This window comes from Dinghuibacter silviterrae, from assembly GCF_004366355.1.
Taxonomy (GTDB): domain Bacteria; phylum Bacteroidota; class Bacteroidia; order Chitinophagales; family Chitinophagaceae; genus Dinghuibacter; species Dinghuibacter silviterrae.
On the sequence record NZ_SODV01000001.1, the window covers coordinates 2,321,616 to 2,346,558 of the forward strand.

Genomic DNA, 24,943 nt, shown 5'->3' on the forward strand with positions numbered 1-24,943 from the left:
CAAAGATAAGACTATACCGGCACCCAGACGGAAACCGACCCCGCGTTGCACAGGAACTGCGCCCAGCCGTGCTCATCGACCGTGATGACTTCCGAACGGTGACCGAGGGCGTCCCGGAAAGGCCTGCCTGAATGCCGGGTACCCATTTCCATGGGTTTGAAACCCTCCGCCCCGTTGCTGAGCAAAACGGCCAGACCGGAACCGGGGTGTTCATTGTCTCCTTCCCGTGTCCACCCGATCGTATTCGGATGGTCCAGGTAGTCCCGCTGGAATCCGTAGGCCTTGTGGCGACGCAACGGCAGGAGCGTCTTGAGCTCTTCGACGGGGGCCAGGTTGATCTCGTGTTCCCCCCCGTCTCCACCCTTGTCTTTGTATTTTGCGCCGTAAAACGCCGGGTAGAAAATACACGGAATCCCCTGCTCCCGGAGAAGGATCATGGCGTATGCGTGTGGCTTGAACCAGAAATCCACCGGGGATTCCAGGGCCTGGAGAGGCTGGGTGTCGTGGTTGTCGACAAGGGTGATGGCCATAAACGGATCGTGCTGGACAAGACTCCCGTCAAAAATGGTCCTCAGGTCATACGTCTCCCCCTGCCTGGAGGCCTGGTGAAAGTTCATGTGGAGTACCGCGTCGAACAATTGGATGCTCCGCCTGGTTTTTTCGATAAACGCGACCAATGGATCCTTGCTGGCTGTTTGCCAGTATTCCCCGATGATGAGCAGGGGCTTCGAAGAAACCGCACGCATCCGCTCCGCCCATTCCCGGAGAAAATCCGCGTTGACGTGTTTGACGGCGTCGAGCCGGAACCCGTCCAGGCCGGCGGTTTCCATGTACCACTTCCCCCATTTTTTCAATTCTTCCCGGACGGAAGGGTTGCGTGTTTCGATGTCGTCGAACATGAGGTAGTCGTAGTTGCCGAGCTCGTCGTCGATCATCTCCTCCCAAAGCTCCCCGTATTCATTCTGGATGCTGAAGATGGCTTCTTCCCCTGTATCCTCTGCCCGGTCCAACCCGGAGAAACAATGCCAGTCCCAGATAAATTTGGAGTACTTCCCTTTGCGTCCGGGAAAAGTAAACCGGGTATAGGCATCGATGTCGTACCGCTCGCTGATAAATTCGTTCCGGTTCTCCGGGTTTACTTTCCGTACGGGGATGCGTTCCTTCTCGTCGGCCCCCGCTTTGTGGTTAAATACCACATCTGCAAGCACCAAAATGTGGTGGCGGCGCGCCGTTTTGACGGCTTCCAGGTATTCTTTGCGTGTGCCATATTTGGTGCGTATCGTACCCTTCTGATCGAATTCCCCCAGGTCATACAAATCATACGGGGCATAGCCCACGTCGTGGGCGCTGAGGCCCTTGTAGGCAGGGGGTAACCAAACGCCATTGATGCCGACTTTTTCCAGGTGATGGGCTTCGTATGTCAACCAGTTCCAGAGAGAGCCATCCGCGGGATAATACCAATGGAAAAATTGCATCAAGGTGATATTGTTTGCCATATACGTTAGGTTTTCAATGGATGCAAATACGAGGCCAGAAATGGTACGCGTTTTGAGCGATGCTACGAAAGCACCTTATATGAGCCCCGCTACCACAGATATGGTCACTTTGTCACAAGTCATGGCGCAACTTCATGAAAAAGGTTGGGACCACGAGTTCCACCACGCGCCAAAAGGTTTTTTCCTCAAGGAAAAACACTTTTATGCTCCGGACGAACTGGAGATTATCAAGACCTACCGTTTCGAAGGCGCGTCCAATCCCTCCGACAGCTCGGTTCTGTACATCATCTGCACCCGCGAAGGCAGGGTGGGCTACGTCATCGATGCCTACGGGATCTACAGCAACCACGAGGACGACATCACCTTTGACGACTTTATCCACCGGATACCGGTTCGCAACCGGCCCGAGCAGATTGTGGAGTAAAAGGGACGCTCCTGTCGAAAATCGGTCTTTGTACGGATTGTTTGCAAGGACCACAAGGCGTAAATTTCCCTCCTGTTTACTGGCCGCTGGCTACACCATCGTTCGTTTTTTCTCCGCACCACTGTGCCGCAAGGATAACTAACTATCACCATCAGTGCCGCCGGGCCGGGTCCCTTTACCGGGACCATGGCGCCGGGGATTTGGCTGAATTTTGCTTTATCTTTGGCCCTTTGGCCGGCCTATGTTCCCGTTTTTACTTTTGTGCAGTTTATTTCACTCCCCTGTCCGGCCCGCCGGCGATTCCGCGTTGATCAGCGCCCTGCTGGCGGATATGGCGGGACGACAGCAGCAAACACGGGGTTTTTACCAAACGGGTGCTTTTCCCTCGACCCGGGTCCACCTTTCACGCCCCGGGGCGGTGCGACAGGATAACAATATTTTTTTCACCGGTCTTATCGGGCTTGGCTTGCGCCAGCTCCGGCCTTATTTCCGGGGCGCGGACGGCGTGCTTTGCGACAGCATCCTGGCCCGGATGCAGGGGGCCTTTGCGCCCTACAGGAACCGTGCGGGCCGGTTAACCTACAACTTCTGGAAGACGGACCCTCCGCAGATCTTCCCGGAGGACCGGTGGCTGGAACTGCTCGACAGGTCCCATGCCCTCCCGGACGACCTGGACGATACGGTGATCTTCCTGGAGGCCATGGGGCGGCACGACGACAGCGTCCGGGTGGTCAAGGCCCTGATGGAGGCCCATGCGGGCAGCCGCCGTAGGGCCTACCGGGGCTACCGGCGCTACCGCCGGCGGGAAGCCTATTCCACCTGGTTTGGCAAAAAGATGCCGGTGGATTATGATATTTCCGTGTTGTGTAACGTCCTGTATTGGGTTTGTGACAACCATTTCGCCTTCGGTCATGCCGACAGCGCCACGATCGGTCTGCTCCGGGACATGATCACCCGGGGACTACCGGTAAAGGACCCTGCCTTCGCCTCCCCGCACTACGCCCGTAGCCCGGTGGTCCTATACCATATTGGCCGGCTTCTGGGGACCTTTTCCGTCCCCGGTCTGGATTCCCTGAGGCCCCTGGTCGTCGCACAGGCCCAAACAGTGCTGGCGCAAACGAAGGACCCGCTCGACCAGGTGCTGTTGCGGACGACCCTGTTGCGGCTGGGGGCGCGGCCCGAAGGCGGTGCCCTCCGGCTAGACCCCGACGACCCGGGTTTCGTCTTCTTCGACGCCAGCTTTTCGGACTACCTGCCCAACCCTTTCCGGAGGATTTTTCTCCATAGCCCCCTTTTGAAGTACGAGTTCCGTTGTCCGGCCTATAACCGCTTCCTGCTCCTGGAGTACCTTGTACTCAGGGAAGGCTCCTGGAAGCCCGCCCGTCCGGGGGTCTGAACTTGCCAAGTCCGGATGCGCCCGCCCCGGGGGATATGGTGGCGACATGTTGGCCGGAATGCTTGTCAGGCCTGAATTTTGCAGTATTAAAATGACCGAAGGCCCGCTGGGGAAAGGGTTCAATTTGGGCGTTTCCCTTTTCCACACCGGTGGATATCTAACCCCAGGTTAATTTAAAATGAATTTCAACATTTGTAGTGTCGTCAAGGGCGACACCGCCCCCGAAAATCCATTGTAACGATAGTAAGTCTTTTGCTCGCTTGTGGTGAAGATAAGCGATAGAGGACTTGTCGTCGTCTGTGTAAAGCGGGGGACCTTAAAATGTGAGCATATATGGCAACGGAACCCATTCTAGTAGAAAATAAAGACCGGTTCGTCCTCTTCCCGATTACGCACGGGGACATCTGGCAAATGTATAAGAAAGCCGAAGCCAGCTTTTGGACGGCCGAGGAAGTGGACCTTTCCAGCGACCTCGTCGACTGGAACCAGAAACTCACCGATGACGAACGTTATTTCATCAAACACGTCCTGGCGTTTTTTGCCGCCAGCGACGGAATCGTCAACGAAAACCTCGCCGTGCACTTCCTCCAGGAGGTTCAGTATCCCGAGGCGCGTTGTTTTTATGGCTTCCAGGTGATGATCGAGAACATCCACTCCGAGATGTACTCCCTCCTCATCGATTCCTATATCCGGGACGTGGTTGAGAAAGACCGCCTCCTAAGGGCCATCGATACCGTCCCCTGTATCGGCAAAAAGGCCGAATGGGCGCTTCGCTGGATCAGCCAGGGTTCCTTTGCGGAAAGGCTGATCGCTTTTGCGGCGGTCGAAGGGATCTTTTTCTCGGGCAGCTTTTGCTCCATCTTCTGGTTGAAGAAAAGGGGCCTTATGCCTGGGCTCAGCTTCGCCAACGAACTCATCAGCCGGGACGAAGGGTTGCACTGCGACTTTGCTTGTCTCCTGTATACGGGGCACCTTCAGGAACGTTTGCCGGACGCCGAGGTGCAACGCATCATCCGGGACGCGGTGGAGATCGAAAAGGAATTCGTCAGCGACGCGCTGCCGGTCCGTCTCATCGGGATGAACGCCGACCTGATGTGCCAGTACATCGAGTTCGTTGCGGACCGCCTCCTGCTGGCCCTGGGGAGCACCAAGGCGTTCAACGCCACCAATCCCTTTGACTTCATGGAGCTCATCAGCCTTCAGGGGAAGACCAATTTCTTTGAACGCAGGGTAGGGGAATACCAGAAGTCGGGTGTGATGAACGCCGGGCAGCCTGCCCAGGGGTTCTCCATGGAAGAAGACTTTTAAATGTTAAACTTACTACACTCACACATATAAATTACTTGCACCTATGTACGTCATAAAGCGCAGCGGCAAACAAGAGAAGATCCATTTCGACAAGATCACGAGCCGTATCCACAAGCTCAGCTATGGTCTTCAGGTGGACTATAAGGACCTCATCGAAATCTCCCAGAAGGTCATCCAGGGGATCTATGAGGGGGTGACCACCACCGAGCTGGACAACCTGGCGGCGGAAACCGCGGCCTCGTACACGACCCGGCACCCGGACTTCGCCACCCTGGCGGCCCGTATTGCCGTGTCCAACCTTCACAAGAACACCCAGAAATCCTTCTCGGCCACCGCCCAGGCGCTCTTCAATTATATCGATCCGAAAACCGGTCAATCCGCACCGCTGTTGTCGGAAGAGGTATACCGCATCATCGAGGAGCATGCAGACCGGATCGATTCCGCCATCATCTTCGACCGCGACTATCACTTCGACTACTTCGGGTTCAAAACCCTGGAACGGTCGTACCTGCTCAAGCTCAACGGGAAGATCGCCGAACGCCCGCAGCACCTGTTTATGCGTGTTGCCCTGGGTATACATAAGACGGACATCGAGGCCGCCATCGAGACGTACAACCTCATGAGCGAAAAATGGTTTATCCATGGCACGCCCACGTTGTTCAACGCCGGTACCCCCAAACCGCAAATGTCTTCCTGCTTCCTGGTGACCATGAAGGAGGACAGCATCCCCGGCATCTTCGAAACATTGAAAAACTGCGCCCTGATCTCCCAGTCCGCCGGTGGGGTAGGGCTCGCCATCCACGACATCCGTGCCACCGGAGCCTATATCCGGGGGACCAACGGGACGTCCAACGGGATCATCCCCATGCTCAAGGTGTTCAACGACACGGCCCGGTACGTCGACCAGGGCGGTGGAAAACGCAAGGGTGCCTTTGCGATTTACCTGGAACCCTGGCACGACGATATTTTCGCCTTCCTGGACCTTCGGAAAAACCACGGTAAGGAAGAACTCCGCGCCCGCGACCTGTTCCTGGCGCTGTGGGTGAACGACCTCTTTATGAAGCGCGTGGAAGAAGATTCGGACTGGTCCCTATTCTGCCCCCACGAAGCCCCCGACCTGCAGAACACGTACGGGGAAGCGTTCGAGACACTGTATACCCAATACGAGAAGGAAGGCCGCGCCCGCCGCACCGTGCCCGCCCGCGAACTGTGGAACGCCATCCTGGATGCCCAGATCGAGACCGGGACACCCTACCTGTTGTATAAGGACGCCTGCAACGAGAAGTCCAACCAAAAGAACCTGGGCACGATCAAAAGCTCCAATCTTTGCACGGAAATCATCGAGTATACGTCCCCCGACGAAGTGGCGGTGTGCAACCTGGCCTCCATCGCCCTGCCCCGGTTCGTCACCAACGGTTCCTTTGACTTCCAGAAACTCTTCGAGATCACCAAGGTGGTCACCCGCAACCTGAACAAGGTCATCGACGGCAACTACTACCCCATCCCGGAAGCGCAATATTCCAACTTCCGCCACCGCCCCGTCGGTATTGGCGTACAGGGTCTGGCAGACGTCTTTATGATGCTCCGCCTGCCTTTTGAAAGCGAGGAAGCGCGTTTGCTGAACCGGGACATCTTCGAAACGATTTATTTCGGCGCCGTGACAGCCTCCAACGAACTTGCCAAGCAACATGGCCCTTATGAAACCTTTGCCGGCTCTCCCATGTCCCAGGGTCAGTTCCAGTTTGACCTGTGGCACGCAGAACCTACGGATCGCTGGGATTGGGAAAGCCTGCGCAAGGACGTCATGGAAAACGGTGTGCGCAACTCCCTCCTGCTGGCGCCCATGCCCACGGCCTCCACTTCCCAGATCCTGGGCAACAACGAGTGCTTCGAGCCGTATACGACCAACATCTACAACCGCCGGGTTTTGTCCGGAGAGTTTGTGGTCGTCAACAAGCACCTCATGAAGGACCTGGTGGACCGCGGTCTTTGGAATGAAAACCTGAAGAACAAGATCATCGCCGCCAACGGGTCTGTCCAGCAGATCCGCGAGATCCCCGAGGACCTGCGCGAGATCTACAAGACCGTATGGGAAATCAAGCAACGCACGGTCATCGACATGGCCGCCGACCGGGGCGCCTACATCTGCCAGTCACAGTCGCTGAACCTGTTCATCGACCAGCCGAACTTCGGGAAGCTGACTTCCATGCACTTTTACGCCTGGAAAAAAGGCCTCAAGACCGGGATGTATTATCTCCGCACCCGGGCCGCCGCGGACGCCATCAAGTTCACGGTGGATACCCAGGCGCTCCAGCAACCCGCTGCTGCTTCCAAGGATGAGCAGCAGGACGCCATCGCCTGCTCGCTGGATAACCCGGACGGGTGCCTGGCGTGTAGCGCATAAACCGGGGCCTCCCCGCGGCGCGTAAAGCGTTTAAAAATTTTGGTAAAATATGGGCAAAGCCGGTTACCCGAATGGGGCCGGCTTTTTTTTGCGCTACATTTATCCCATGAGCCGGTCCCTTTTTTTGTTGTGCGCGCTGCTCTGCATCACTGCGGCGGAGGCACAGACCCCTTTCTCGCGCCTCCAGTCTTTATTGGATCAAAAGGACTACTTCCGTCTGAAGACGGCTCTTGAAGAGGAATCCACACATTTGCGGGTCGAAGACAAAGCCTACTTCCAAGCCTTCGTGGACAATGTTTTTGCGCGAAACGACTGGTCCCTGAAGGAAGTGCGCGCGCTCCTGGAGACCAACAGCCTTACCGGCAGACAACGCTACGGCCTCTGGCTGTTGCAGGAGGACAACTATTACAAATTGGGGCAATACCGTATGGCCGTTGCCTGTTGCGATACGCTGCTCAGACACTACGAGGATATGATGGATGCGGTCCAGCGGGTAGAGCTGGCCAACGACCGGATCCTCTGGCACGCCCTGGAGGATGTCCCGCCACAGGAGGTGTTCCTCCCCGCCTCCGCCAGTGTTTCCTGGACACGGGATGTGGCGGGGCTGATGAACGTCCCGGTACGGATAGACACGGCGACGTACAATTTTGTTTTCGATACGGGCGCAGGGTTGTCCACCATCAGCGAAAGCTTTGCCGCCCGTCTTGGTCTTCATATCCGGGAAGCGGGGGTGGACGTCCAGGGCAGTACCGGGCAACACAATACCTCTTCCCTGGCGGTGGCGGACAGCCTTTTCTTAGGCGATGTCCTGCTCAGACACGTCGTTTTTCTCGTACTTCCCGACGCCCAGCTCACCTTCCCGCCCATCCACTATTCGATCAAGGCCATTCTGGGGTTGCCGGTGATCTGGCAGTTGCAGGAGATACACATCCTGAGGGACGGAGAACTGCGTTTGGAACGGGCCGATCACCCCGGGGCATCCAACCTGGCCCTTGACGGATGGGCGCCGGTCGTGTCGGTGATCACCCGGGGCGATACGCTCAGTTTTCACTTCGATACCGGCGCCAGCAACACCGATCTGTACAGCCCCTACCTGGAACGGCACCGGGAGGAAGTCCTCCGGGAAGGCAAACGCCAGACATCCCGAAGAGGCGGGGCGGGCGGCATCGTGGCCACCGAGGTGTACCGGTTGAAAAATGTAGACATGGAAGTCGGCGGCCGTCCCCTGACCCTGCCCCAGGTCGATGTGCTGACCCACTCCACCGACGACAAGGGCGAACGATACTACGGCAACCTCGGACAGGACGTATTTAGCCGCTTTCCGGAAATGGTGCTCAATTTTAAGTATATGTATCTCCAATTCCCATAGGGCCTTCTAAACTTGGCCCTTCTTTTGAAGTCTATACCCTAGAAAACTATGATTCTATGAACTTTATGAAAATGAAAGCCATCGTTCTGGCGGCATTTTTGTCTCTCGCAGGCATTGCGGCGCACGCACAACAGGAAGCGCATTTTGGGATCAAGGGCGGGTTCAGCAGCACCGCCATCACAGACGCCGACGAATGGCGTGGTACGGGTTTCGGGGGTGTCTTTGTAAACATCCCGCTCGGCTGGCACTGGTACCTGCAGCCCGAGGTCCTGTATGCCGGGCAGGGCGGGATCTATGGCAACGGCCGGTATTATTTCGACCCCACCGACCCCAACAATACGACGCTCTCCATGGGGTATGTACAAGTGCCGCTGATGTTCCAGTTTCATGTCAACCGGGTGTTCTACCTTGAGTTTGGCCCCCAGGTGGAATTCCTGACCTCGGCGAAGGCCATCACTGACGGGGTGAAGACGGACGTGTCTTCCAATTTTAACAAGGTGGATGCCGACCTGAACTTCGGCTTCGGCCTGAATTGCGGTCCTGTGGTATCGCTCTTTGCGCGCTACAACCTGGGGCTGTCAGATGTCTACAACGACAACGGGCCTTCCGAATACAACCGCGGGGCCCAGATTGGGATTGGGTTTAAGTTCCCCAATGGGGATGGCTATGAGCGACGTAGCCGTCGCTATTAAAGCAGAAAGGCGGCCCCACAGGCCGCCTTTCTATTCTTCATCCTCTTCGTAATTGTACATGTCTTTATTGTACTCCGCTTCCCAGGCTTGCACCGCTTTTTCATCCAGGAGCTCGATAATGTCGAAAATAGAGTCGGTTTTCCTTCTCCATTCCTGAATCTCCGTGTCTTCAAAACGGGAAACGTACATACAATGGTCGCTGACAACCGAAACCCTGATCAGGGTGATAGGACCATTTTGTTTTTCCTGGACCAAATAATAACAGCCAGGCTCCAACAGATCATACGAATACATAACCAATCCTTTTTTACGTCAGTGAATAATTCCTTTCAATGGGGCAGTACGAGCTGGGTCAGTAAGTATTCGTGGCATTCCCGCAAGGTCGGGGCCGGGCGTCTTGATACAAAGATAGGCGAAATAGGGGGGATTCAGAAGTCTTAACCGACGGGTAATATTAATATCATATATTAATTAGGCGCTATGGAACCCGCACTGGATAAGGATTTCACTTCAAAAGGTTTTTTATCTCGCTGAGTTTCAGAAGCGCTTCCACCGGGGTGAGGTTGTTGATGTCCACTGCATTCAGAACCCGCCGGATTTCCGCAAAGGTCTCAGAATGAGCGTCAAAGATGGATAATTGGAGTTGGGGAGTGCCGTTCTTGCGGCCCGGCATGTCCACAGGCGTGCCGAGGTGTTTCCCCTCCATTTCCGCCAGGAGTTCCTCCGCTCTTTCCAGGAGAGAAGGTGGCATTCCTGCCATTTTGGCTACATGAATGCCAAAACTGTGGGTACTCCCCCCGGGTGCCAGTTTGCGAAGGAAAATGACCTTTTGGCCGACCTCCTTGTGGGTAATGTGAAAGTTACGGACACCTTCCAGCCGCTCTTCCAGCTCGTTCAGTTCGTGATAATGTGTAGCAAAAAAAGTCTTGGGCCGCCCGGGGTGCCGTTGGAGGTATTCGACGATGCTCCAGGCAATGGATATCCCGTCGTAGGTAGCGGTGCCCCTCCCGATCTCGTCCAAAAGGACCAGGCTTCGGGCCGTGAGGTTGTTCAGGATGCTGGCAGTTTCGTTCATCTCCACCATAAAGGTGCTTTCGCCCCCGCTCAGGTTATCGCTGGCACCGACGCGCGTGAATATCTTGTCCGTTAAGGGCACCCGCGCGGCCGTGGCGGGCACGAAGCTGCCCAGGTGGGCCATCAGGGTGATAAGGGCGGTTTGCCGCAACAAGGCGCTTTTACCGCTCATATTAGGCCCGGTAAGGATGATCACCTGCTGGGTCGTGGGATCGAGCAGCAGGTCGTTGGCAATATAACTTTCCCCGGGGGGCAGGTGGCGTTCCATGACCGGGTGCCGGCCTTCGCGTATGTCCAGTTCCGTGCCCTCGTGGACCTCCGGTTTTTTATAGTGATAGCGCAGGGCGTTCTCCGCAAAACCGGCGAGGACGTCAAGGATGGCCAGGAGGTGCCCGTTTCGCTGGAGGGGCGCGATAAAGCCCTGGAGGTGTTCCAGGAGTTCGTCGTACAACCGCGTTTCCAGGGCGAGGATCTTTTCCTCGGCACCCATTATTTTCTCCTCATATTCCTTCAACTCCGGCGTTATATAGCGCTCCGCTCCCGTAAGGGTTTGTTTCCGGATCCAGGTCGGGGGGACCTTTCCTTTATGGGCATTGGTCACTTCCAGGTAGTACCCAAAGACGTTGTTGAAACTGACCTTCAGGCTGCTGATGCCCGTGGCCTCGCTTTCCTGCTGCTGGAGCCGGAGGAGGTATTCCTTGCCGGCGCCCGCGATGCCGCGGAGGTCATCCAGGGCGGCATCCACGCCTTCCCGGATGACGGGGCCCTTGCCCAGTTGTACGCTGGGGTGGTCCACCAGCGCGCGCGTGATGCGGTCCCGCAGGGCGGGGGAGGGGTCAAGCCCCGCGCAAAGCTCCGCGAGGTAGGGGTCGCCGCCCGCGCCCAGCTTCGCCTCCCGCACGCGCCCCACCGCGCCCAGCCCCGCGCAAAGCTGCAGCACCTCCCGGGGATTGATCTTGCGCGCCGGCAGCTTGCTGACAAGCCGCTCTATATCCCCGCAGGAGGCAATCGCCTCCCGGAAAGTCTTGCGTACATCGGTGTCGCGAACGAGGTATTCCACCAGGTCGAGACGTCGGTCGATGGAGGCCTTGTCCTTCAGGGGCATGACCGTCCAGCGGCGCAACAGCCGGGCACCCATGGGGGAAACGGTGTTGTTGAGCGTCGCCAAAAGGTGATGTCCGCCTTCCACGTTGGAGCCTAAGAGTTCGAGGTTGCGGATGGTGAACTTGTCCATCCACAGGTGGCCGTCGGGGGCGATGCGCTGGATGGACACGAGGTGGCCCAGGTGGGGGTGCTCGGTTTCCCGGAGGTAGTGGAGGACGGCCCCGGCGCTGATGATCGCCAGGGGCATGTCGTCTATCCCGAACCCTTTCAGACCCCGCGTCTCAAAATGCCGGGCAAGGCTTTCCCGGGCGTATTGCTCCTCAAAGATCCAGGCGTCGAGGGGGTAGGTATAAAACCGGTCCCCGAAAGTCTCCTTAAAGGAGCGCTGGAGGTCCTTGCGGAACACCACCTCGGCGGGACGAAGGCTTTGGAGGAGGCGGTCGGCATAGTCGGCGTCCCCTTCGGTGACAAAGAATTCACCCGTGCTGATGTCCAGGAAGGCCAGCCCGACGCGGCCGCCGTCTGCATGAAACCCAGCAAGGAAGTTGTTGCTCCCCCCTTCCAGGAGCTTGTCGTTGGTGGCAACCCCGGGGGTGACCATTTCGGTAACCCCCCGTTTTACGATACCTTTGACGGTCTTCGGGTCTTCCAGTTGGTCGCATACGGCTACACGATGCCCCGCCTTGACCAGCTTGTGGAGATAGGTATCCAGGGCGTGGTGCGGAAAACCGGCCAGTTCGGCCGAAGCGGCGGCGCCATTGTTGCGTTTGGTGAGGGTGATCCCGAGGACCTTGGAGGCGACGATGGCGTCTTCCCCGAAGGTTTCGTAGAAATCACCTACACGGAACAGGAGGATGGCGTCTGGAAACCGGGCTTTGATGGCCCGGTGTTGTTGCATGAGCGGGGTGTCTGCGGAAGATTTTGCCACAGGCCAAAAATAGTTGCTTTATTGCTTTTTTTCATTACCTTTGCAATCCAAAATTTTCAATCGTCATGGCAAGAGTATGTCAGGTTACTGGTAAGAAGCCGATCGTTGGACATTCCGTGTCTCACTCCAATATTAAGACCAAGCGGCGCTTTCTGCCTAACTTGCAGACCAAGCGCTTTTTCCTCGCCGAGGAAGATCGTTGGATCACCCTGAAGGTGTCCTCCGAAGCGATCCGGACGATCAATAAGAACGGTCTCCTGGTTGTCGTAAAGGAACTGAGGGCGAAAGGCGTCGTGATCTAACTTTTTTTACAAGCAAATTCATTATACAATGGCAAAGAAAGGGAACAGGGTTCAGGTAATCCTGGAATGTACGGAACACAAGACCACGGGCCTGCCCGGGACCAGCCGTTACATCTCTACCAAAAACAAGAAGAACACGCCTGAGCGCCTGGAGTTGAAGAAATACAACCCGATCCTCAAGAAGTATACCGTTCACAAAGAAATTAAATAGACATGGCAAAAGCAGCGAAAACGGCCATTAAGAAAGACCCTAAGGTCGCCGCCGAAGCAAAGAACTATACCAAGGTCATCAAGGCCGTGCGGAGCAGCAAGTCCGGCGCCTATACATTCAAGGAGCAGATCGTCCACAAGGACAAGGTCAAAGACTTCCTGAGCGAAAAATAATTGTCCCTTTGGGAAAGTTGTGGTGTGAGCGCCGCTGCCTGTGATATTGGCTGCGGCGCTTGCGGTTTTTGGCCGTCCCGCGGGCGACGCGGTAACTTTATAAAAATGCCAGTATGAGTTTTTTCGGTAAGCTATTCGGGAGTAAGGAGAAGGAAAGCCTGGACCAGGGGCTCCAAAAGACGAAAGAAGGCTTCCTGGGGAAGCTGACCCGGGCTGTCGCAGGGAAAAGTACGGTGGACGAAGAGGTGTTGGACAACCTGGAAGAGGCCCTGGTCAGCGCGGACGTAGGCATCGACACGACGGTCAAGATCATCGATCGCATTGAAAAGCGGGTAGCCAAAGACAAGTACCTGGGCACCACGGAGCTCAACCGGCTTTTGCAGGAAGAGATCGAGGCGCTTTTGGTGGAGGCACCCGACCAGGGGTATAAGGATTTCGAGCTGCCCGGCGGGAAGAAGCCCTACGTGATCCTCGTCGTGGGTGTAAACGGGGTAGGGAAAACAACCACCATCGGCAAGCTGGCCCACCAGTTCAAACGGGCCGGCAAAAGCGTCCTCCTCGGCGCGGCGGATACCTTCCGCGCGGCGGCCGTGGACCAGCTGACCATCTGGAGCGAGCGGGTGGGCGTACCCATCGTCAAAAAGGAAATGGGGGCAGACCCCGCCTCCGTGGCTTTTGACGCTGTGAACAGCGCCGTGGCCAAGGGCGTGGACGTCCTCCTGATCGATACGGCGGGCCGGTTGCACAACAAGGCCCACCTGATGGACGAACTTTCCAAGATCCGGCGGGTCATCCAAAAAGTGATCCCTGAAGCGCCACACGACGTATTATTGGTGTTGGACGGGTCGACGGGGCAAAACGCCGTCGAGCAAGCCCGGCACTTTACCGCCGCCACCCAGGTCACCAGCCTGGCGATCACCAAGCTGGACGGCACGGCCAAAGGGGGGGTGGTGCTGGCCATCGCGGACCAGTTCAAGATCCCCGTCCGGTTTATCGGGGTGGGGGAAAAGGCGGAGGACCTGCTGGTGTTCGACCGGCACGAATTCGTCGACAGCCTTTTCAAGCTTTAGTAAAACAGGTTGCCCAGCAGGCTGCTCCCTGCGCTGGACGCGCTGGGCTTGAGCTTTAGGAACTTTGCATACTGGGAGACCGTCATGATGGTCTTTAGCTTTCCGAATAGCCCGCCCTGGAGCCCTTTGAACGAAGACATGTAGCTGGTGGGGTCGGTTTTGGCCGTCCCGATGAACCCGGACTTTTTGGTCAGGAAGTCGGTGACCGCCCCGGAAACGCCCGGTTTCTGGGTGGCGCTCAACCCCAGTTTCGACCCCAGCAGGCTTGTAATACCCCCCGATGTTTCCGTGACGTTGCCGATCGCAGGCGGTTGGGTGATAGCGGACAGGGAAGGGGCGCTTTTGGTGAGGTCCCCCAGGCTTTGGGCGGAGAGCAGCGCGGGCGCAGCCACGCATAGTGAGAGGGAAAGGATTCCCCGAAGCAGGTGTTTTTGCATATCAGAGCAGATTGTTGCAACAAAATAGTGAAATTCAGACTTTCCGTCAAGGGTGCCTTCGGCGCCGCAACAGATTTAGTCATAACTTTGCCCCCGCATGAAGACAAGATCGCTCAAGAAGGACAAGGTGAACATCATCACCCTGGGGTGTAGCAAGAACCTGGTGGACAGCGAGGTGCTGAGCGGTCAGTTGGCCGCGGGGGACATAGACGTGGTGCACGAGAGCACGAAAAAAGACCACAACATCGTCATCGTCAATACCTGCGGCTTTATCGACAAGGCCAAGGAGGAATCCGTCAATACCATCCTCGACCAGGTGGAGCACAAGAAAAAAGGACGCCTGGACAAGGTGTATGTCACGGGTTGTCTGAGCGAACGCTACCGGGGTGACCTGGAAAGCGAGATCCCGGAGGTGGACGCGTGGTTCGGGACCATGGAGCTGCCGCTGATCCTGAAACGCTTTGACGTAGACTACCGGGCGGAGCTGTTGGGAGAGCGCCTGCTTGCCACCCCCCAGCACTACGCCTACCTGAAAATATCCGAGGGCTGTAACCGCACCTGTTCCTTTTGCGCCATTCCCTTGATGCGGGGCGGACACGTCAGCAAACCTATCGAACAGGTGGTGGAGGAAGCCCGTAAGCTGGTCCGCATGGGCGTGAAGGAAGTCATGCTCATTGCCCAGGAACTGACGTATTACGGGTTGGACCTGTATAAAAAACGGGAGCTGCCGCGGCTGTTGCATGCGTTGGCAGACGTGCCGGGCCTGGAGTGGATCCGGTTGCACTATGCCTATCCGTCGAAATTCCCGCTGGAGATCATCGACGTGATGCGCGAGCGGCCCAACATCTGCAACTACCTGGACATGCCGTTGCAACACGCTTCCGACAACATGCTCAAGGCGATGAAACGCCAGATCACGCGTGTGGAAATGGAAGACCTGATCGGTCAGATCAGGGACCGTCTCCCCGGGATCTGTCTGCGGACAACCCTGATCACGGGGTACCCCGGGGAAACCGAGGCGGACGTGGAGGAGCTCAAGGACTTTTTACAACGCATGCGGCTCGACCGGGTCGGCATCTTTACGTACTCACACGAGGAGAATACATCCGCCTACGCGGAGGAGGACAATATCCCCGCGGCGGAAAAGGAGAAAAGGGCGCAATCCATCATGGAAGTGCAGCAGGAAATCTCCTATGAAAAGAACCAGGACAAGGTGGGACAAACCTTCCGGGTGATCGTGGACAAAAAAGAAGCGGGTCGTTACCTCGGTCGCACCGAGTTTGACAGCGTGGAAGTGGACAACGAGGTCGTTCTCCACAGCGAGCGCAAGCTCAAACCGGGAGAATTTGTGGAAGCGCGGATCACCAAGGCTTATGATTACGATCTTGAAGGGGAAGTGATATAGACCCGCGCCCCCGGGGGCGGCGGTTGTACTTTTTCGACAGTATATGGACTGTATAGCTCAGTGGATCGATTATAAGGAAACGGGGGCATTCTCGGCCCTTGTTTCGGACTATGTACAAGGAGCGGATACGCTCCGGCCCTTTTACAAACACCCGGTGTCCCTTGACGGGCTAAAGGACGCCATCAAAGAGCGGGAAGCTTTCCCTACGGACCGCGCTACCCTGGTACAAACGCTTCGCGAACAATACCGTTCCCTTCCTCCCGCGGAAGCGTTACACCGTAACCTGGAGCTGCTGGAACGTCCCACAACCTTCGTGATCACCACAGCGCACCAGCCCAATATTTTCACGGGGCACCTGTATTTCATTTATAAGATCCTGCACGCCATCCGGCTCGCCAAAGAGGCAAAAACCGCCCTGCCGGATTACGACTTCGTACCCGTGTATTTCATGGGCAGCGAGGACGCTGACCTGGATGAGCTCGGGCATATCTATGCGGGTGGCGAAACGCTGACGTGGGCCACCGACCAGACCGGGGCCGTGGGCCGTATGTCGCCCAAAGGACTGGACACCCTGGTCCACCGGCTGGAGGGTGAGTTTGGCGGGCTCCCGCACGGAGCGGAAATGGCCTCCCTGATCCGCGAGGCCTATCTCAGGCACGACACCATACAGGCGGCGACCTTATACATGGTCCATGCCTTGTTTGCCGACTATGGGCTGGTCGTGCTGATCCCCGACGACGCCGCGCTCAAACGGCTTTTCCTGCCCCTGTTCCGGCGGGAGCTGGCCGAGGGTTTTTCCCATACCGCCGTGTCCGGCACCATCGCCCGTTTGGAGGAGCACTACAAGGTCCAGGCCGCCGGGCGGGACCTCAACCTGTTTTACCTGAAAGACAACCTCCGCAACCGCATCGTCCGTGAAGGCGACGGCTACCGGGTGGTGGACACCGACCTGACCTTTACCGTCTCCGCGATGAACGCCGAACTGGAGGCCCATCCCGAACGCTTTAGCCCGAACGTTATCCTCCGGGGTGTCTTCCAGGAATGGGTTTTGCCGGGTATCGCCTTTATCGGGGGTGGGGGAGAGCTCGCCTACTGGCTGGAGTTGAAAGAGGTCTTTGCCGAAGCGGGTGTGCCCTACCCGGTGCTGGTGCTCCGGAATTCCTTTCTCCTGGTCAAACAGGCAGTGGCGGACAAGGCGGCGCGGCTGGACCTGCCCCTGCCGTGCTGGTTTGCGCCGGAACCGGAGCTGGTCAATGCATTGGTGCGAAGGGATAGCACCCACCCATTGTCGCTGACCGAAGAAATCGACACGCTGCGGGCGCTCTACGACCGCCTTTCCACCCTCGCAGGGGCCGTGGACGTTACCCTCCAGCCCCATGTAGGGGCTTTGGGAAGCAGGGCCCTCGAAGGACTCCACGTCCTGGAAAAGAAACTGCTAAAGGCGGAGAAGCAACACTTCGACGACCAGCGCCGGCAGATCCACACGATAAAAGGCACCCTTTTCCCCAAGGGGGGCTTGCAGGAGCGGGTAGAGAATTTTATGCCCTATTATGCCGAATACGGGCGGGACTTGATCGAAGTCCTCTATCAGCATTCCCTGGGGTTGGAGGCCAAATTTTGCCTGCTGACCATCCCCTAAGCATCCTCCGGGCATCGCCAGCGTACAGCAGGTGTATCGCCAGCGGACAATAGTCCTCCCGGGATATATTGACCCACAGTCATTTAGCCGACGGCATACCTTTGGTGGACCCTTTGTATGCTGAAAACCTACCTTAAGATCGCCTGGCGCAACATCACCCGCCACCTGCTCTATAGTGCAGTGAATATCCTGGGCCTCGCCCTGGGGATCTGCGCCTGTGTCGTCATCTTCCTGATCGTCCGTTACGAATTCAGCTTCGACCGCTTCCTGCCCAACCGGGACCGGATCTACCGGATTGTCGGGGAAAATGTCAACGAACGGGGGGAAAAATCATTCATCAACAGCGTCTACAACGACCTCGCCGGTTTTGAGACACAGGTCCCGGGTTTTGCCGCCAAGGTGGGGTATTACTGGTTTGGCCAGTCGATTGCCGTTCCGGACGACAAAGGGAAGCTCCAGAATTTCGATAACCGCGTGCCGGATTCTTATCAGCCTGCCGCTATCCTGACAAAGTCCTCTTATTTCGATATATTCCATTACGACTGGCTGGCCGGGGATGCGTCTGCACTCGACCGGCCGTTCCAGGTAGTACTCACCGAAAGCCGGGCCCGTCAATATTTTGGTGATATACCCCTGGAAAGCATCATTGGCCGGCAGATTATTTACGCGGACTCCCTAAAGGTAAACGTGGGTGGGATCGTCAGGGACTGGACGAACCGTAGTGATTTTGCCTATACAGACTTCGTTTCCCTGTCATCGGCCACGCACAGCTTTTTGAAAAAACGAATCCCCACCGAAGACTGGAGCAGCCTCCAGCCGCATGGCTCGCAGGCCTTCGTCCTCCTCGACAAGGGCGTGACTCCGGAGCAGGTGAATGCCCGTTTTGCTTCCTACATCGCGAACCTGCACTACAAGCATGGCTCGGTGAAGATGTACCTTCAACCGTTGACCGCCGCCCACTTCAGTGAAGCCTTCCACGTCGAAGACGACGGGGACAACTGGCGGAAGCCTTACATGCCGACCCTCTACATCCTGATGGGGGTGGCCGGGTTTATCCTTTTGCTCGCCTCCATCAACTTCGTCAACCTCTCCACCGCCCAGTCCATCCAGCGCGCGAAGGAAATTGGCGTCCGCAAGGTACTCGGCAGCGGCAAGGGTAAGATCATGGGACAGTTCCTCACCGAAACCCTGTTGCTTACGCTGATCGCCGCCGTCCTTTCCAGTAGCCTGGTTAACCCGGTGTTGTGGCTGTTCAAAGACTATGTTCCCCAAGGGGTACTGTACCATCCCTTTGGCCTGACCAACCTTGCCTTTTTAGCGTCTGTTGTCGCTTTGACGACGGTACTGTCCGGATTTTACCCGGCCCGGGTACTGGCGTCCTATTTGCCGGTGATTACCCTGAAAGGCAATGCCCAGGGACCCCGGGCCAATTTGCGGAAAGCACTCATCGTGTTTCAATTCGTTATTTCTCTCGTCTTTATCATCGGCTCCATCGTCATTGCCAAGCAGATCAGGTACATGCGCAATGCCGACAAAGGCTTCAACACCGACGCCGTCATCACCCTGACGCACTGGGGGCCTCCACCCCAGGCGAAGCTCCAGGTACTGGCGGACCGCATCCGGAACATCCCCGGGGTGGACAAGGTCATCCTGCAATCCCATGCCCCCATGGGATTTGCCCAGATGACGTCCAGCTTTTTTTACGTCGATAAAGATACCGTCCAGACGGAAGCCGGCGTGGAAATAGGGAACGACGAATACATCCCGTTTTACCAGATGCGTCTTGTCGCCGGCCGGAATATGCTCCACGGGGACAGCGTCATGGAAGTGGTCATCAACGAGACGATGGCCAGGTCGATGGGTTTCCGGCATGCCCGGGAAGCCATCGGGCGGCAACTGTCTGCGCCCGGCCCGAACGGGACAAAGACGTATACGATCGCAGGGGTCGTTGCTGATTTTAGTATGGAATCCTTCCATAATGCCATTAAGCCCGCCGTCATCATGAAGTGGCCCGACTTTATCGAAGGCGCCGCCGTCAAACTTTCCCCGGGGATCAAGACCCCTGCCCAGGTCAAGGGCGTGCTGACCCGGATGGAGGCGGAATGGAAAAAAATATACCCCGACCAGGACTTCCAATACAGTTTCCTTAACGAGTCGATCACTTGGCTGTTCGCCCAGGAGGAAAACACGGTGTGGCTCGCGACGGTGGCAATGTGTATTACTATTTTTATTTCGTGTATGGGCCTGTTCGGTCTCGCCATGTTCTCGGCAGAACGCAGGATAAAGGAAATCGGTATCCGCAAGGTGCTTGGTGCGCGCGTCGGCCAGATCGTCCTGCTGCTCAACCGGGACTTTGTCATCCTGGTGGGACTGGCGCTGGTCATCGCTTCCCCCATCGCGTGGTACTTTTCGCGCCAATGGCTGCAGGACTTTGCCTACCGGACCTCCGTAAGCTGGTGGGTATTCGTGCTCGCAGGCGCGGGCGCGTTGGTCGTAGCGCTGCTCACTGTGAGTTACCAGGCCCTCAGGGCCGCCAGGGCAAACCCGGTGAACAGCTTGCGGACGGAGTGATCAATCAAACTGGTTGATCCACCCCTTTTCCTTCAAAATATCCACCTTCTCCTGGACCTCGTGGATCATTTGTTGTTTGTACGCCGCCAGCGCCGCGCCGACGCGTTCGTCGAATGCGCCGAGGATTTCGGCAGCAAGAATCCCCGCGTTCTTCGCCGCATTCAGGGCTACGGTCGCCACGGGTACCCCATTGGGCATTTGCAGGATGGACAACACCGAATCCCAGCCGTCGATGGAATTGGAGGACTTCACCGGCACCCCGATCACCGGCAGCGTCGTCAGCGAGGCTACCATCCCGGGCAGGTGCGCCGCGCCCCCGGCCCCTGCAATGATCACCTTCAAACCGCGGTCCCGCGCGTCGCTGGCATAATGGACCATGCGCAACGGCGTGCGGTGCGCCGACACCACCGTCAGCTCAAACGGAATATCCAGAGAACGAAGAAAGTCCGCAGCAGGTTGCATGACCGTTAGGTCGCTGTCGCTGCCCATGATGATGCCCACGAGGGGAGAAGTATCCGGCATGGGGCAAATCTACAAAAAAGCGCGCGCCGCGCGCCGCTAGAATTTAAGGGTATTCGCGTACCGTTTGAGGTTGATCTCGGCGACCTTGGCGGCATACGCGAGGTTGACCAGTTGATACCCCGCATTCTCATAGCTGTCCTGCGCATTCCGCACATCCACGATGGTGGCCTGCCTGACCCCGAACCTTTGCATCACAAGGTCCAGGAGCTGACCGGCGAGCTGGTAGTTGTCCCGGGCCATGGTGAGCTGTTCCAAAGTGTTGGTATAGGCCTGGTAGTTTTTGACGGCCCCGGCGGTATACGCCAGCGTGAGGGTGTCCCGCAGGAGGCGGGCCGTGGAGACGTTGATGTCGGCCACCTGGGCCTGTTTTTTATAGATAAAGCCGTTGAAGATCGGGATGTTCACCCCCAGGCCGATAAACGGCCCGTACTGGGCGTTGAGCAGGCTAAAGCCCCCGGAGTTTTGGGTGCGGCTGAGGTTGTACCCGATGTTTACCGTCAGGGAAGGATAACGGAGGGCGTTTGTCTCGCGGGCAACAAACTGGTTGATCGTGATTTGGTCGTTGGCGGCGGCAATGTCGGGGTTTTGTGCCACGGTGGCCAACACACTTTTGAGCTGGAGCGTGCTGTCCACGATGATGGTATCCCGCACGCTGACCACGGAGTCCGGGCTCAGGGTCAGCAGCGTGAGCAGGTCGGTCTTGTCCTGGTCGATGACGAGCTGCTGGGCCTTGAGGTTTTGGAGCTGGGTGTTGAGGTCGACCTGCGACTGGAAGAGGTCGGCGTTGTTGGCCATGCCCAGCGAAAGTTCGGTCCGGATGATGTTCAGGCGCTCCCGGGAAGCGTCGATCGATCGCTGAAGGGTGAGGGCATAGCTCTGCTGACGGACGACGTCATAGTATTTGAGCATGACATTGTAGGCCAGCGCCAGCGCCCGGGAGCTGAGGATGTCTTTGCTTTGGATCTCGGCCTGGTTCAGCGCGCGTTTGGTATAAACGACGCGCTCGCCGTTGTACAACAGCAGGGAGGCGTTGAGACCGCCCGACAGGCTGTTGGAGGTAGCACCGTTCCGGCTGGAGTTGTCGGCGGCGGTGGCATATTTCTGGCGGATGTCGACCGTCTGTTCTATGTCGCTACCGGTGATGCTGACCTGGGGAAGACCGCCGGCGACGCCATAGCTGTTGTTGATGGTGGCGGCGGCCACGCCGTTCCGGGCGACCCGGATACCGAGGTTGTTGGCCAGGGCGATGTCCAGGGCCTGGCGCAGGGTGAGGTCCTGGGCGTGCAGACCGGAAGGCAAAAGGCCCCCCCCGAGCGCGACGCAATATAGTATGCGGCGTATCATTCTGTAACAACAGTTTTATGTCCTTTGTGTTCGCTGGAAATATAGGTATACACGGCAGGAATAACGAACAATGTCAGCACCAGGGAAAACATGACCCCGCCCACGACAACGATCCCCAGGGGGACGCGGCTGGTGGACGCGGCGCCGAGGCTGAGGGCGATCGGTAACGCCCCGAGGGACGTGGCCAGGCTTGTCATGAGGATGGGCCGGAGCCGTTGGGTGGCGGCTTCGATGACGCCCTCCATTTTGGACTTGGCGGCCCGTTCCCGTTTCTGGTTGGCGAATTCCACGATGAGGATGCCGTTCTTGGTCACCAGGCCTACGAGCATGATCATCCCGATCTCCGAAAAGATGTTCAGGGTCTGGTGGAACACCAGCAGGCTCATCAACGCACCCGCGAGCGCTAGCGGCACGGTGAGCATGATGGTAAAGGGGTCGAGAAAACTTTCAAACTGCGCGCTCAGCACCAGGTAGATCAGGATCAGGGCGAGCATAAAGGCAAAGCTGGTGTTGGACGAACTTTCGGCATAGTCCCTGGACGGCCCGTACAGGGATGTCTGGAAGGTATTGTCCAGGACCCTGGAGGCGATGGCCTGCATGGCTTTTACCCCATCGCCTATGGTCTTGCCCTCGGCCAGGGAGGCCTGAATCGTGGCGGACTTATACCGGTTGAAGTGATACAAGGTGGCGGGGCTGCTGCTTTCCTGGAGGTGGACCACGGCACTGAGCGGGATCTGGTCACCCCGGCTGTTCTTCACATAGAGGTTGGAGATGTCCGCGGGCTGGTCCCGGTTGGACCGCTCGACCTGGCTGATGACATAATACTGTTCTCCATCCATGATGAAGTATGCCAGCCTTCCTCCTGCATACGCCGACTGAACGGCGCTCAGGACGTCGGCGGAGGAAAGACCCAGGTCTTTTTCCCTGATCCGGTCGATGGTCAGCTGCACCTCGGGTTTGTTGAATTTGAGGTTGACGTCCACACCTGCAAACGTCTTGTCTTTCTGCGCCTCCGCCAGGAATTTCGGAAGCGCTTCCCGGAGCTTCTCCAGGTTCAGGTTCTGGAGGACGAACTGGACGGGTAGCCCGGTCCGGGAGCTGGAGCCCACCGCGATGGTTTGTTCCTGGATGGCGAAGATGCGCGCGTCGTTAAAGCGGGACAACTTGCCGGACAAGTCGGCCGCGATCTCGGCTTCGCTCCGTTTCCTTTCGGTGGGATCCACCAAACCCAGGCGGGCATAGCCGCCGTTGATCGCCGAACTTCCGCCCCCGGGTTCGGAAAAATAGGCATACTGTTTCTCGGGCAGCGAGTCCAGGAGGTAGTTCGTAAAACGGTCGCAGATACCACACATCGCAGAGTAGCTCGCGCCTTCCGGCCCGGTGATGGTAAAGCGGATGGACCCCCGGTCTTCCAGGGGGGCGATTTCGCTTTGAAGGTGGGTCTCTGCGTACCAGATCATGGCTCCGCAAATCCCGATGATGACGAAGGCCAGCCAGCGGACCTTCATAAAGGCCGTCAGCAGGCGTCTGTAGCCGTTCTCCATACCCTCGAAAAAGGGCTCGGTGCGTTCGTAAAATTTCCCGTGCCCGGAATGCTTACGCGTCAGGTAGACGTTCAGGACGGGGGTGATCGTCAGCGATACAAAGGCGGAGATCAACACGGCTGCGGCGACCACGACGCCGAATTCGCGGAACAGGCTTCCCACGAAACCGGAGAGGAAGATGACGGGCAGGAAAACGATGGCCAGGGTGATGGACGTCGATATAACCGCGAAAAAGATTTCCCTGCTTCCTTCCAGGGCGGCTTTGCGGATGGGCATGCCCTCCTCCAGTTTCCTGAAGATGTTTTCCGTCACCACAATCCCATCGTCCACCACCAGCCCGGTCGCCAGCACGATGCCGAGCAGGGTCAGGATGTTGATGGTAAAGCCGGCGACATACATGACAAAGAAAGTGGCGATCAGCGAAATCGGGATGTCGATCAACGGCCGCAGGGCGATCAGCCAGTTGCGGAAAAAAAAGTAAATCACCAACACGACAAGCGCGAACGCGATCAACAGGGTTTCCTTGACCTCGTCCAGCGAGTGTTTGATGATGAGGGTATTGTCCACCAGCAGCTTGAGCTGTATGTCCTTGGAGCCGGCGGATTGTTCGATCTGGGCCACGCGTTTTTTAAACTCGTCCGCAATGGCGATGATGTTGGCACCCGGTTGCGGGGTCAACACAAGACCGACGCCAAAGCCCCCGTTGAGTTTCCACTGCTGTTCTTCTATCTGGGGGCCCAGTTCCACCCGGGCCACGTCTCCCAGGCGGATGATGCCCGCGCTGTCCTGGCGGATGATCACGCTGCGGAATTGGTCCTCCGTGGTCAGCCGGACCAGGCTGTGGATGATCACCTCGGTGTTGTTGCCATAGATTTTCCCTGGTGGCAGGTCGGAGTTCTCGTTGTTGATGGCCGTGCTGATGTCCGTAAAGGACACGTTGTAGGCCCGCATCTTGTCCGGGTTGAGCCAGATGCGCATGGCATACGTCTTGTCCCCGAAAATATAGACCGAGCTGACGTCGTTGATCGTCTGGAGGTTTTGCTGGAGGACGTTTTCGGCGTATTGGCTGAGCTCCATAAGGCCCTTCGTCCGGCTTTGTACGGCCAGCAAAAGTATAAAGTCGCTGTTGGCATCCGCCTTGCTGACGACCGGGGGCGCATCGATGTTGGCGGGCAGGCTTTGCGTGGCCTGACTGACCTTGTCGCGGATGTCGCTCGCCGCCGCCTCCAGGTTGACACCTAAGTTGAACTCGATGGTGATGTTGCTGGTGTTCAGGGCGCTGGAAGAAGAGATCGTTTTGATGCCCGGGACACCGGAGATTTGTTTTTCCAGGGGTTCGGTGACCTGGTTCTCGATCACGTCCGCGTTCGCCCCCGTATACGAGGTTTGTACTGTGATCACGGGCGGGTCGATATTGGGATAGTCCCGCACGGCCAGGAAGGTGTACCCCACTACCCCGAAAAGAACAATCATGATGTTCATGACGGTGGCCAGGACGGGACGTTTGAGGGAAAGTTCCGAGATGTTCAT

The 24,943-nt window shown here is 57.4% G+C and carries 20 protein-coding genes; 13 read left to right on the forward strand and 7 right to left on the reverse strand.

Annotation, left to right across the window (positions count from 1 at the left end):
- Nucleotides 1–11 precede the first annotated feature (11 nt).
- Nucleotides 12–1,496, reverse strand: coding sequence for an alpha-amylase (locus EDB95_RS10350; RefSeq protein WP_133993306.1), 1,485 nt, complete (start codon nucleotides 1,494–1,496; stop codon nucleotides 12–14).
- 79 nt (nucleotides 1,497–1,575) lie between these two features.
- On the opposite strand from EDB95_RS10350, the gene EDB95_RS10355 reads away from it, so the two are divergent.
- The 6 genes from EDB95_RS10355 to EDB95_RS10380 all read left to right on the forward strand — a co-directional run bounded on the left by EDB95_RS10355 (nucleotide 1,576) and on the right by EDB95_RS10380 (nucleotide 9,089).
- Nucleotides 1,576–1,920, forward strand: coding sequence for a hypothetical protein (locus EDB95_RS10355; protein WP_133993308.1), 345 nt, complete (start codon nucleotides 1,576–1,578; stop codon nucleotides 1,918–1,920).
- 259 nt (nucleotides 1,921–2,179) lie between these two features.
- Complete coding sequence (locus EDB95_RS10360; protein ID WP_133993310.1) at nucleotides 2,180–3,316, forward strand: hypothetical protein; 1,137 nt, start codon at nucleotides 2,180–2,182, stop codon at nucleotides 3,314–3,316.
- A gap of 333 nt (nucleotides 3,317–3,649) precedes the next feature.
- Nucleotides 3,650–4,624, forward strand: a complete 975-nt coding sequence (locus tag EDB95_RS10365) for a ribonucleoside-diphosphate reductase small subunit (RefSeq protein ID WP_133993312.1) — start codon at nucleotides 3,650–3,652, stop codon at nucleotides 4,622–4,624.
- A 43-nt stretch (nucleotides 4,625–4,667) separates the two neighbouring features.
- Complete coding sequence (locus tag EDB95_RS10370; protein ID WP_133993314.1) at nucleotides 4,668–7,028, forward strand: ribonucleoside-diphosphate reductase subunit alpha; 2,361 nt, start codon at nucleotides 4,668–4,670, stop codon at nucleotides 7,026–7,028.
- Between the two features lie 106 nt (nucleotides 7,029–7,134).
- Nucleotides 7,135–8,397 carry a retropepsin-like aspartic protease gene (locus EDB95_RS10375; RefSeq protein WP_162852544.1) on the forward strand — a complete coding sequence of 421 codons (1,263 nt, stop codon included), beginning with the start codon at nucleotides 7,135–7,137 and terminating at the stop codon, nucleotides 8,395–8,397.
- Between the two features lie 56 nt (nucleotides 8,398–8,453).
- A complete protein-coding gene (locus tag EDB95_RS10380) occupies nucleotides 8,454–9,089 on the forward strand; it encodes a porin family protein (RefSeq protein WP_133993318.1) in 636 nt (211 codons plus the stop codon).
- A 30-nt stretch (nucleotides 9,090–9,119) separates the two neighbouring features.
- On the opposite strand, the gene EDB95_RS10385 is transcribed toward EDB95_RS10380, so the two are convergent.
- A complete protein-coding gene (locus tag EDB95_RS10385; RefSeq protein WP_133993320.1) occupies nucleotides 9,120–9,383 on the reverse strand; it encodes a hypothetical protein in 264 nt (87 codons plus the stop codon).
- A 211-nt stretch (nucleotides 9,384–9,594) separates the two neighbouring features.
- Nucleotides 9,595–12,195, reverse strand: coding sequence for a DNA mismatch repair protein MutS (mutS, locus tag EDB95_RS10390; RefSeq protein WP_133993322.1), 2,601 nt, complete (start codon nucleotides 12,193–12,195; stop codon nucleotides 9,595–9,597).
- Between the two features lie 65 nt (nucleotides 12,196–12,260).
- Here mutS and rpmB point away from each other — a divergent pair, with 65 nt between their 5' ends.
- The 4 genes from rpmB to ftsY all read left to right on the forward strand — a co-directional run bounded on the left by rpmB (nucleotide 12,261) and on the right by ftsY (nucleotide 13,951).
- Nucleotides 12,261–12,497: a 50S ribosomal protein L28 gene (rpmB, locus tag EDB95_RS10395; RefSeq protein ID WP_133993324.1), complete on the forward strand. Its 237-nt coding sequence runs from the start codon at nucleotides 12,261–12,263 to the stop codon at nucleotides 12,495–12,497.
- 28 nt (nucleotides 12,498–12,525) lie between these two features.
- Nucleotides 12,526–12,708 (forward strand): 50S ribosomal protein L33, encoded by a 183-nt coding sequence (rpmG, locus tag EDB95_RS10400; RefSeq protein ID WP_133993326.1) that lies wholly within the window; start codon nucleotides 12,526–12,528, stop codon nucleotides 12,706–12,708.
- Between the two features lie 2 nt (nucleotides 12,709–12,710).
- Nucleotides 12,711–12,881, forward strand: a complete 171-nt coding sequence (locus EDB95_RS10405) for a DUF4295 domain-containing protein (protein ID WP_133993328.1) — start codon at nucleotides 12,711–12,713, stop codon at nucleotides 12,879–12,881.
- A 113-nt stretch (nucleotides 12,882–12,994) separates the two neighbouring features.
- Nucleotides 12,995–13,951 (forward strand): signal recognition particle-docking protein FtsY, encoded by a 957-nt coding sequence (gene ftsY / locus EDB95_RS10410; protein ID WP_133993330.1) that lies wholly within the window; start codon nucleotides 12,995–12,997, stop codon nucleotides 13,949–13,951.
- Here ftsY and EDB95_RS10415 read toward each other — a convergent pair.
- Entirely contained in the window at nucleotides 13,948–14,388 is a 441-nt protein-coding gene (locus tag EDB95_RS10415; RefSeq protein ID WP_133993332.1) for a hypothetical protein, read from the reverse strand. The two genes, ftsY and EDB95_RS10415, sit on opposite strands and share 4 nt — an antisense overlap.
- Nucleotides 14,389–14,485: 97 nt before the next feature.
- Between EDB95_RS10415 and rimO the strand changes: the two genes are divergently transcribed.
- The 3 genes from rimO (at nucleotide 14,486) to EDB95_RS10430 (ending at nucleotide 20,003) form a co-directional block, all read left to right on the forward strand.
- Nucleotides 14,486–15,793, forward strand: a complete 1,308-nt coding sequence (gene rimO / locus EDB95_RS10420) for a 30S ribosomal protein S12 methylthiotransferase RimO (protein WP_133993335.1) — start codon at nucleotides 14,486–14,488, stop codon at nucleotides 15,791–15,793.
- A gap of 43 nt (nucleotides 15,794–15,836) precedes the next feature.
- Complete coding sequence (bshC, locus tag EDB95_RS10425) at nucleotides 15,837–17,432, forward strand: bacillithiol biosynthesis cysteine-adding enzyme BshC (protein WP_133993337.1); 1,596 nt, start codon at nucleotides 15,837–15,839, stop codon at nucleotides 17,430–17,432.
- Nucleotides 17,433–17,549: 117 nt separating this feature from the next.
- On the forward strand, nucleotides 17,550–20,003 hold the full coding sequence (locus tag EDB95_RS10430) for an FtsX-like permease family protein (RefSeq protein ID WP_133993339.1): 2,454 nt from the start codon (nucleotides 17,550–17,552) through the stop codon (nucleotides 20,001–20,003).
- On the opposite strand, the gene purE is transcribed toward EDB95_RS10430, so the two are convergent.
- The 3 genes from purE to EDB95_RS10445 are packed head-to-tail and all read right to left on the reverse strand — an operon-like array spanning nucleotide 20,004 to nucleotide 24,943.
- A complete protein-coding gene (gene purE / locus EDB95_RS10435) occupies nucleotides 20,004–20,525 on the reverse strand; it encodes a 5-(carboxyamino)imidazole ribonucleotide mutase (RefSeq protein WP_133993341.1) in 522 nt (173 codons plus the stop codon).
- Between the two features lie 36 nt (nucleotides 20,526–20,561).
- Entirely contained in the window at nucleotides 20,562–21,869 is a 1,308-nt protein-coding gene (locus tag EDB95_RS10440; protein WP_133993343.1) for a TolC family protein, read from the reverse strand.
- Nucleotides 21,866–24,943 carry an efflux RND transporter permease subunit gene (locus tag EDB95_RS10445; RefSeq protein ID WP_133993345.1) on the reverse strand — a complete coding sequence of 1,026 codons (3,078 nt, stop codon included), beginning with the start codon at nucleotides 24,941–24,943 and terminating at the stop codon, nucleotides 21,866–21,868. The genes EDB95_RS10440 and EDB95_RS10445 overlap by 4 nt, the downstream gene beginning before the upstream one ends.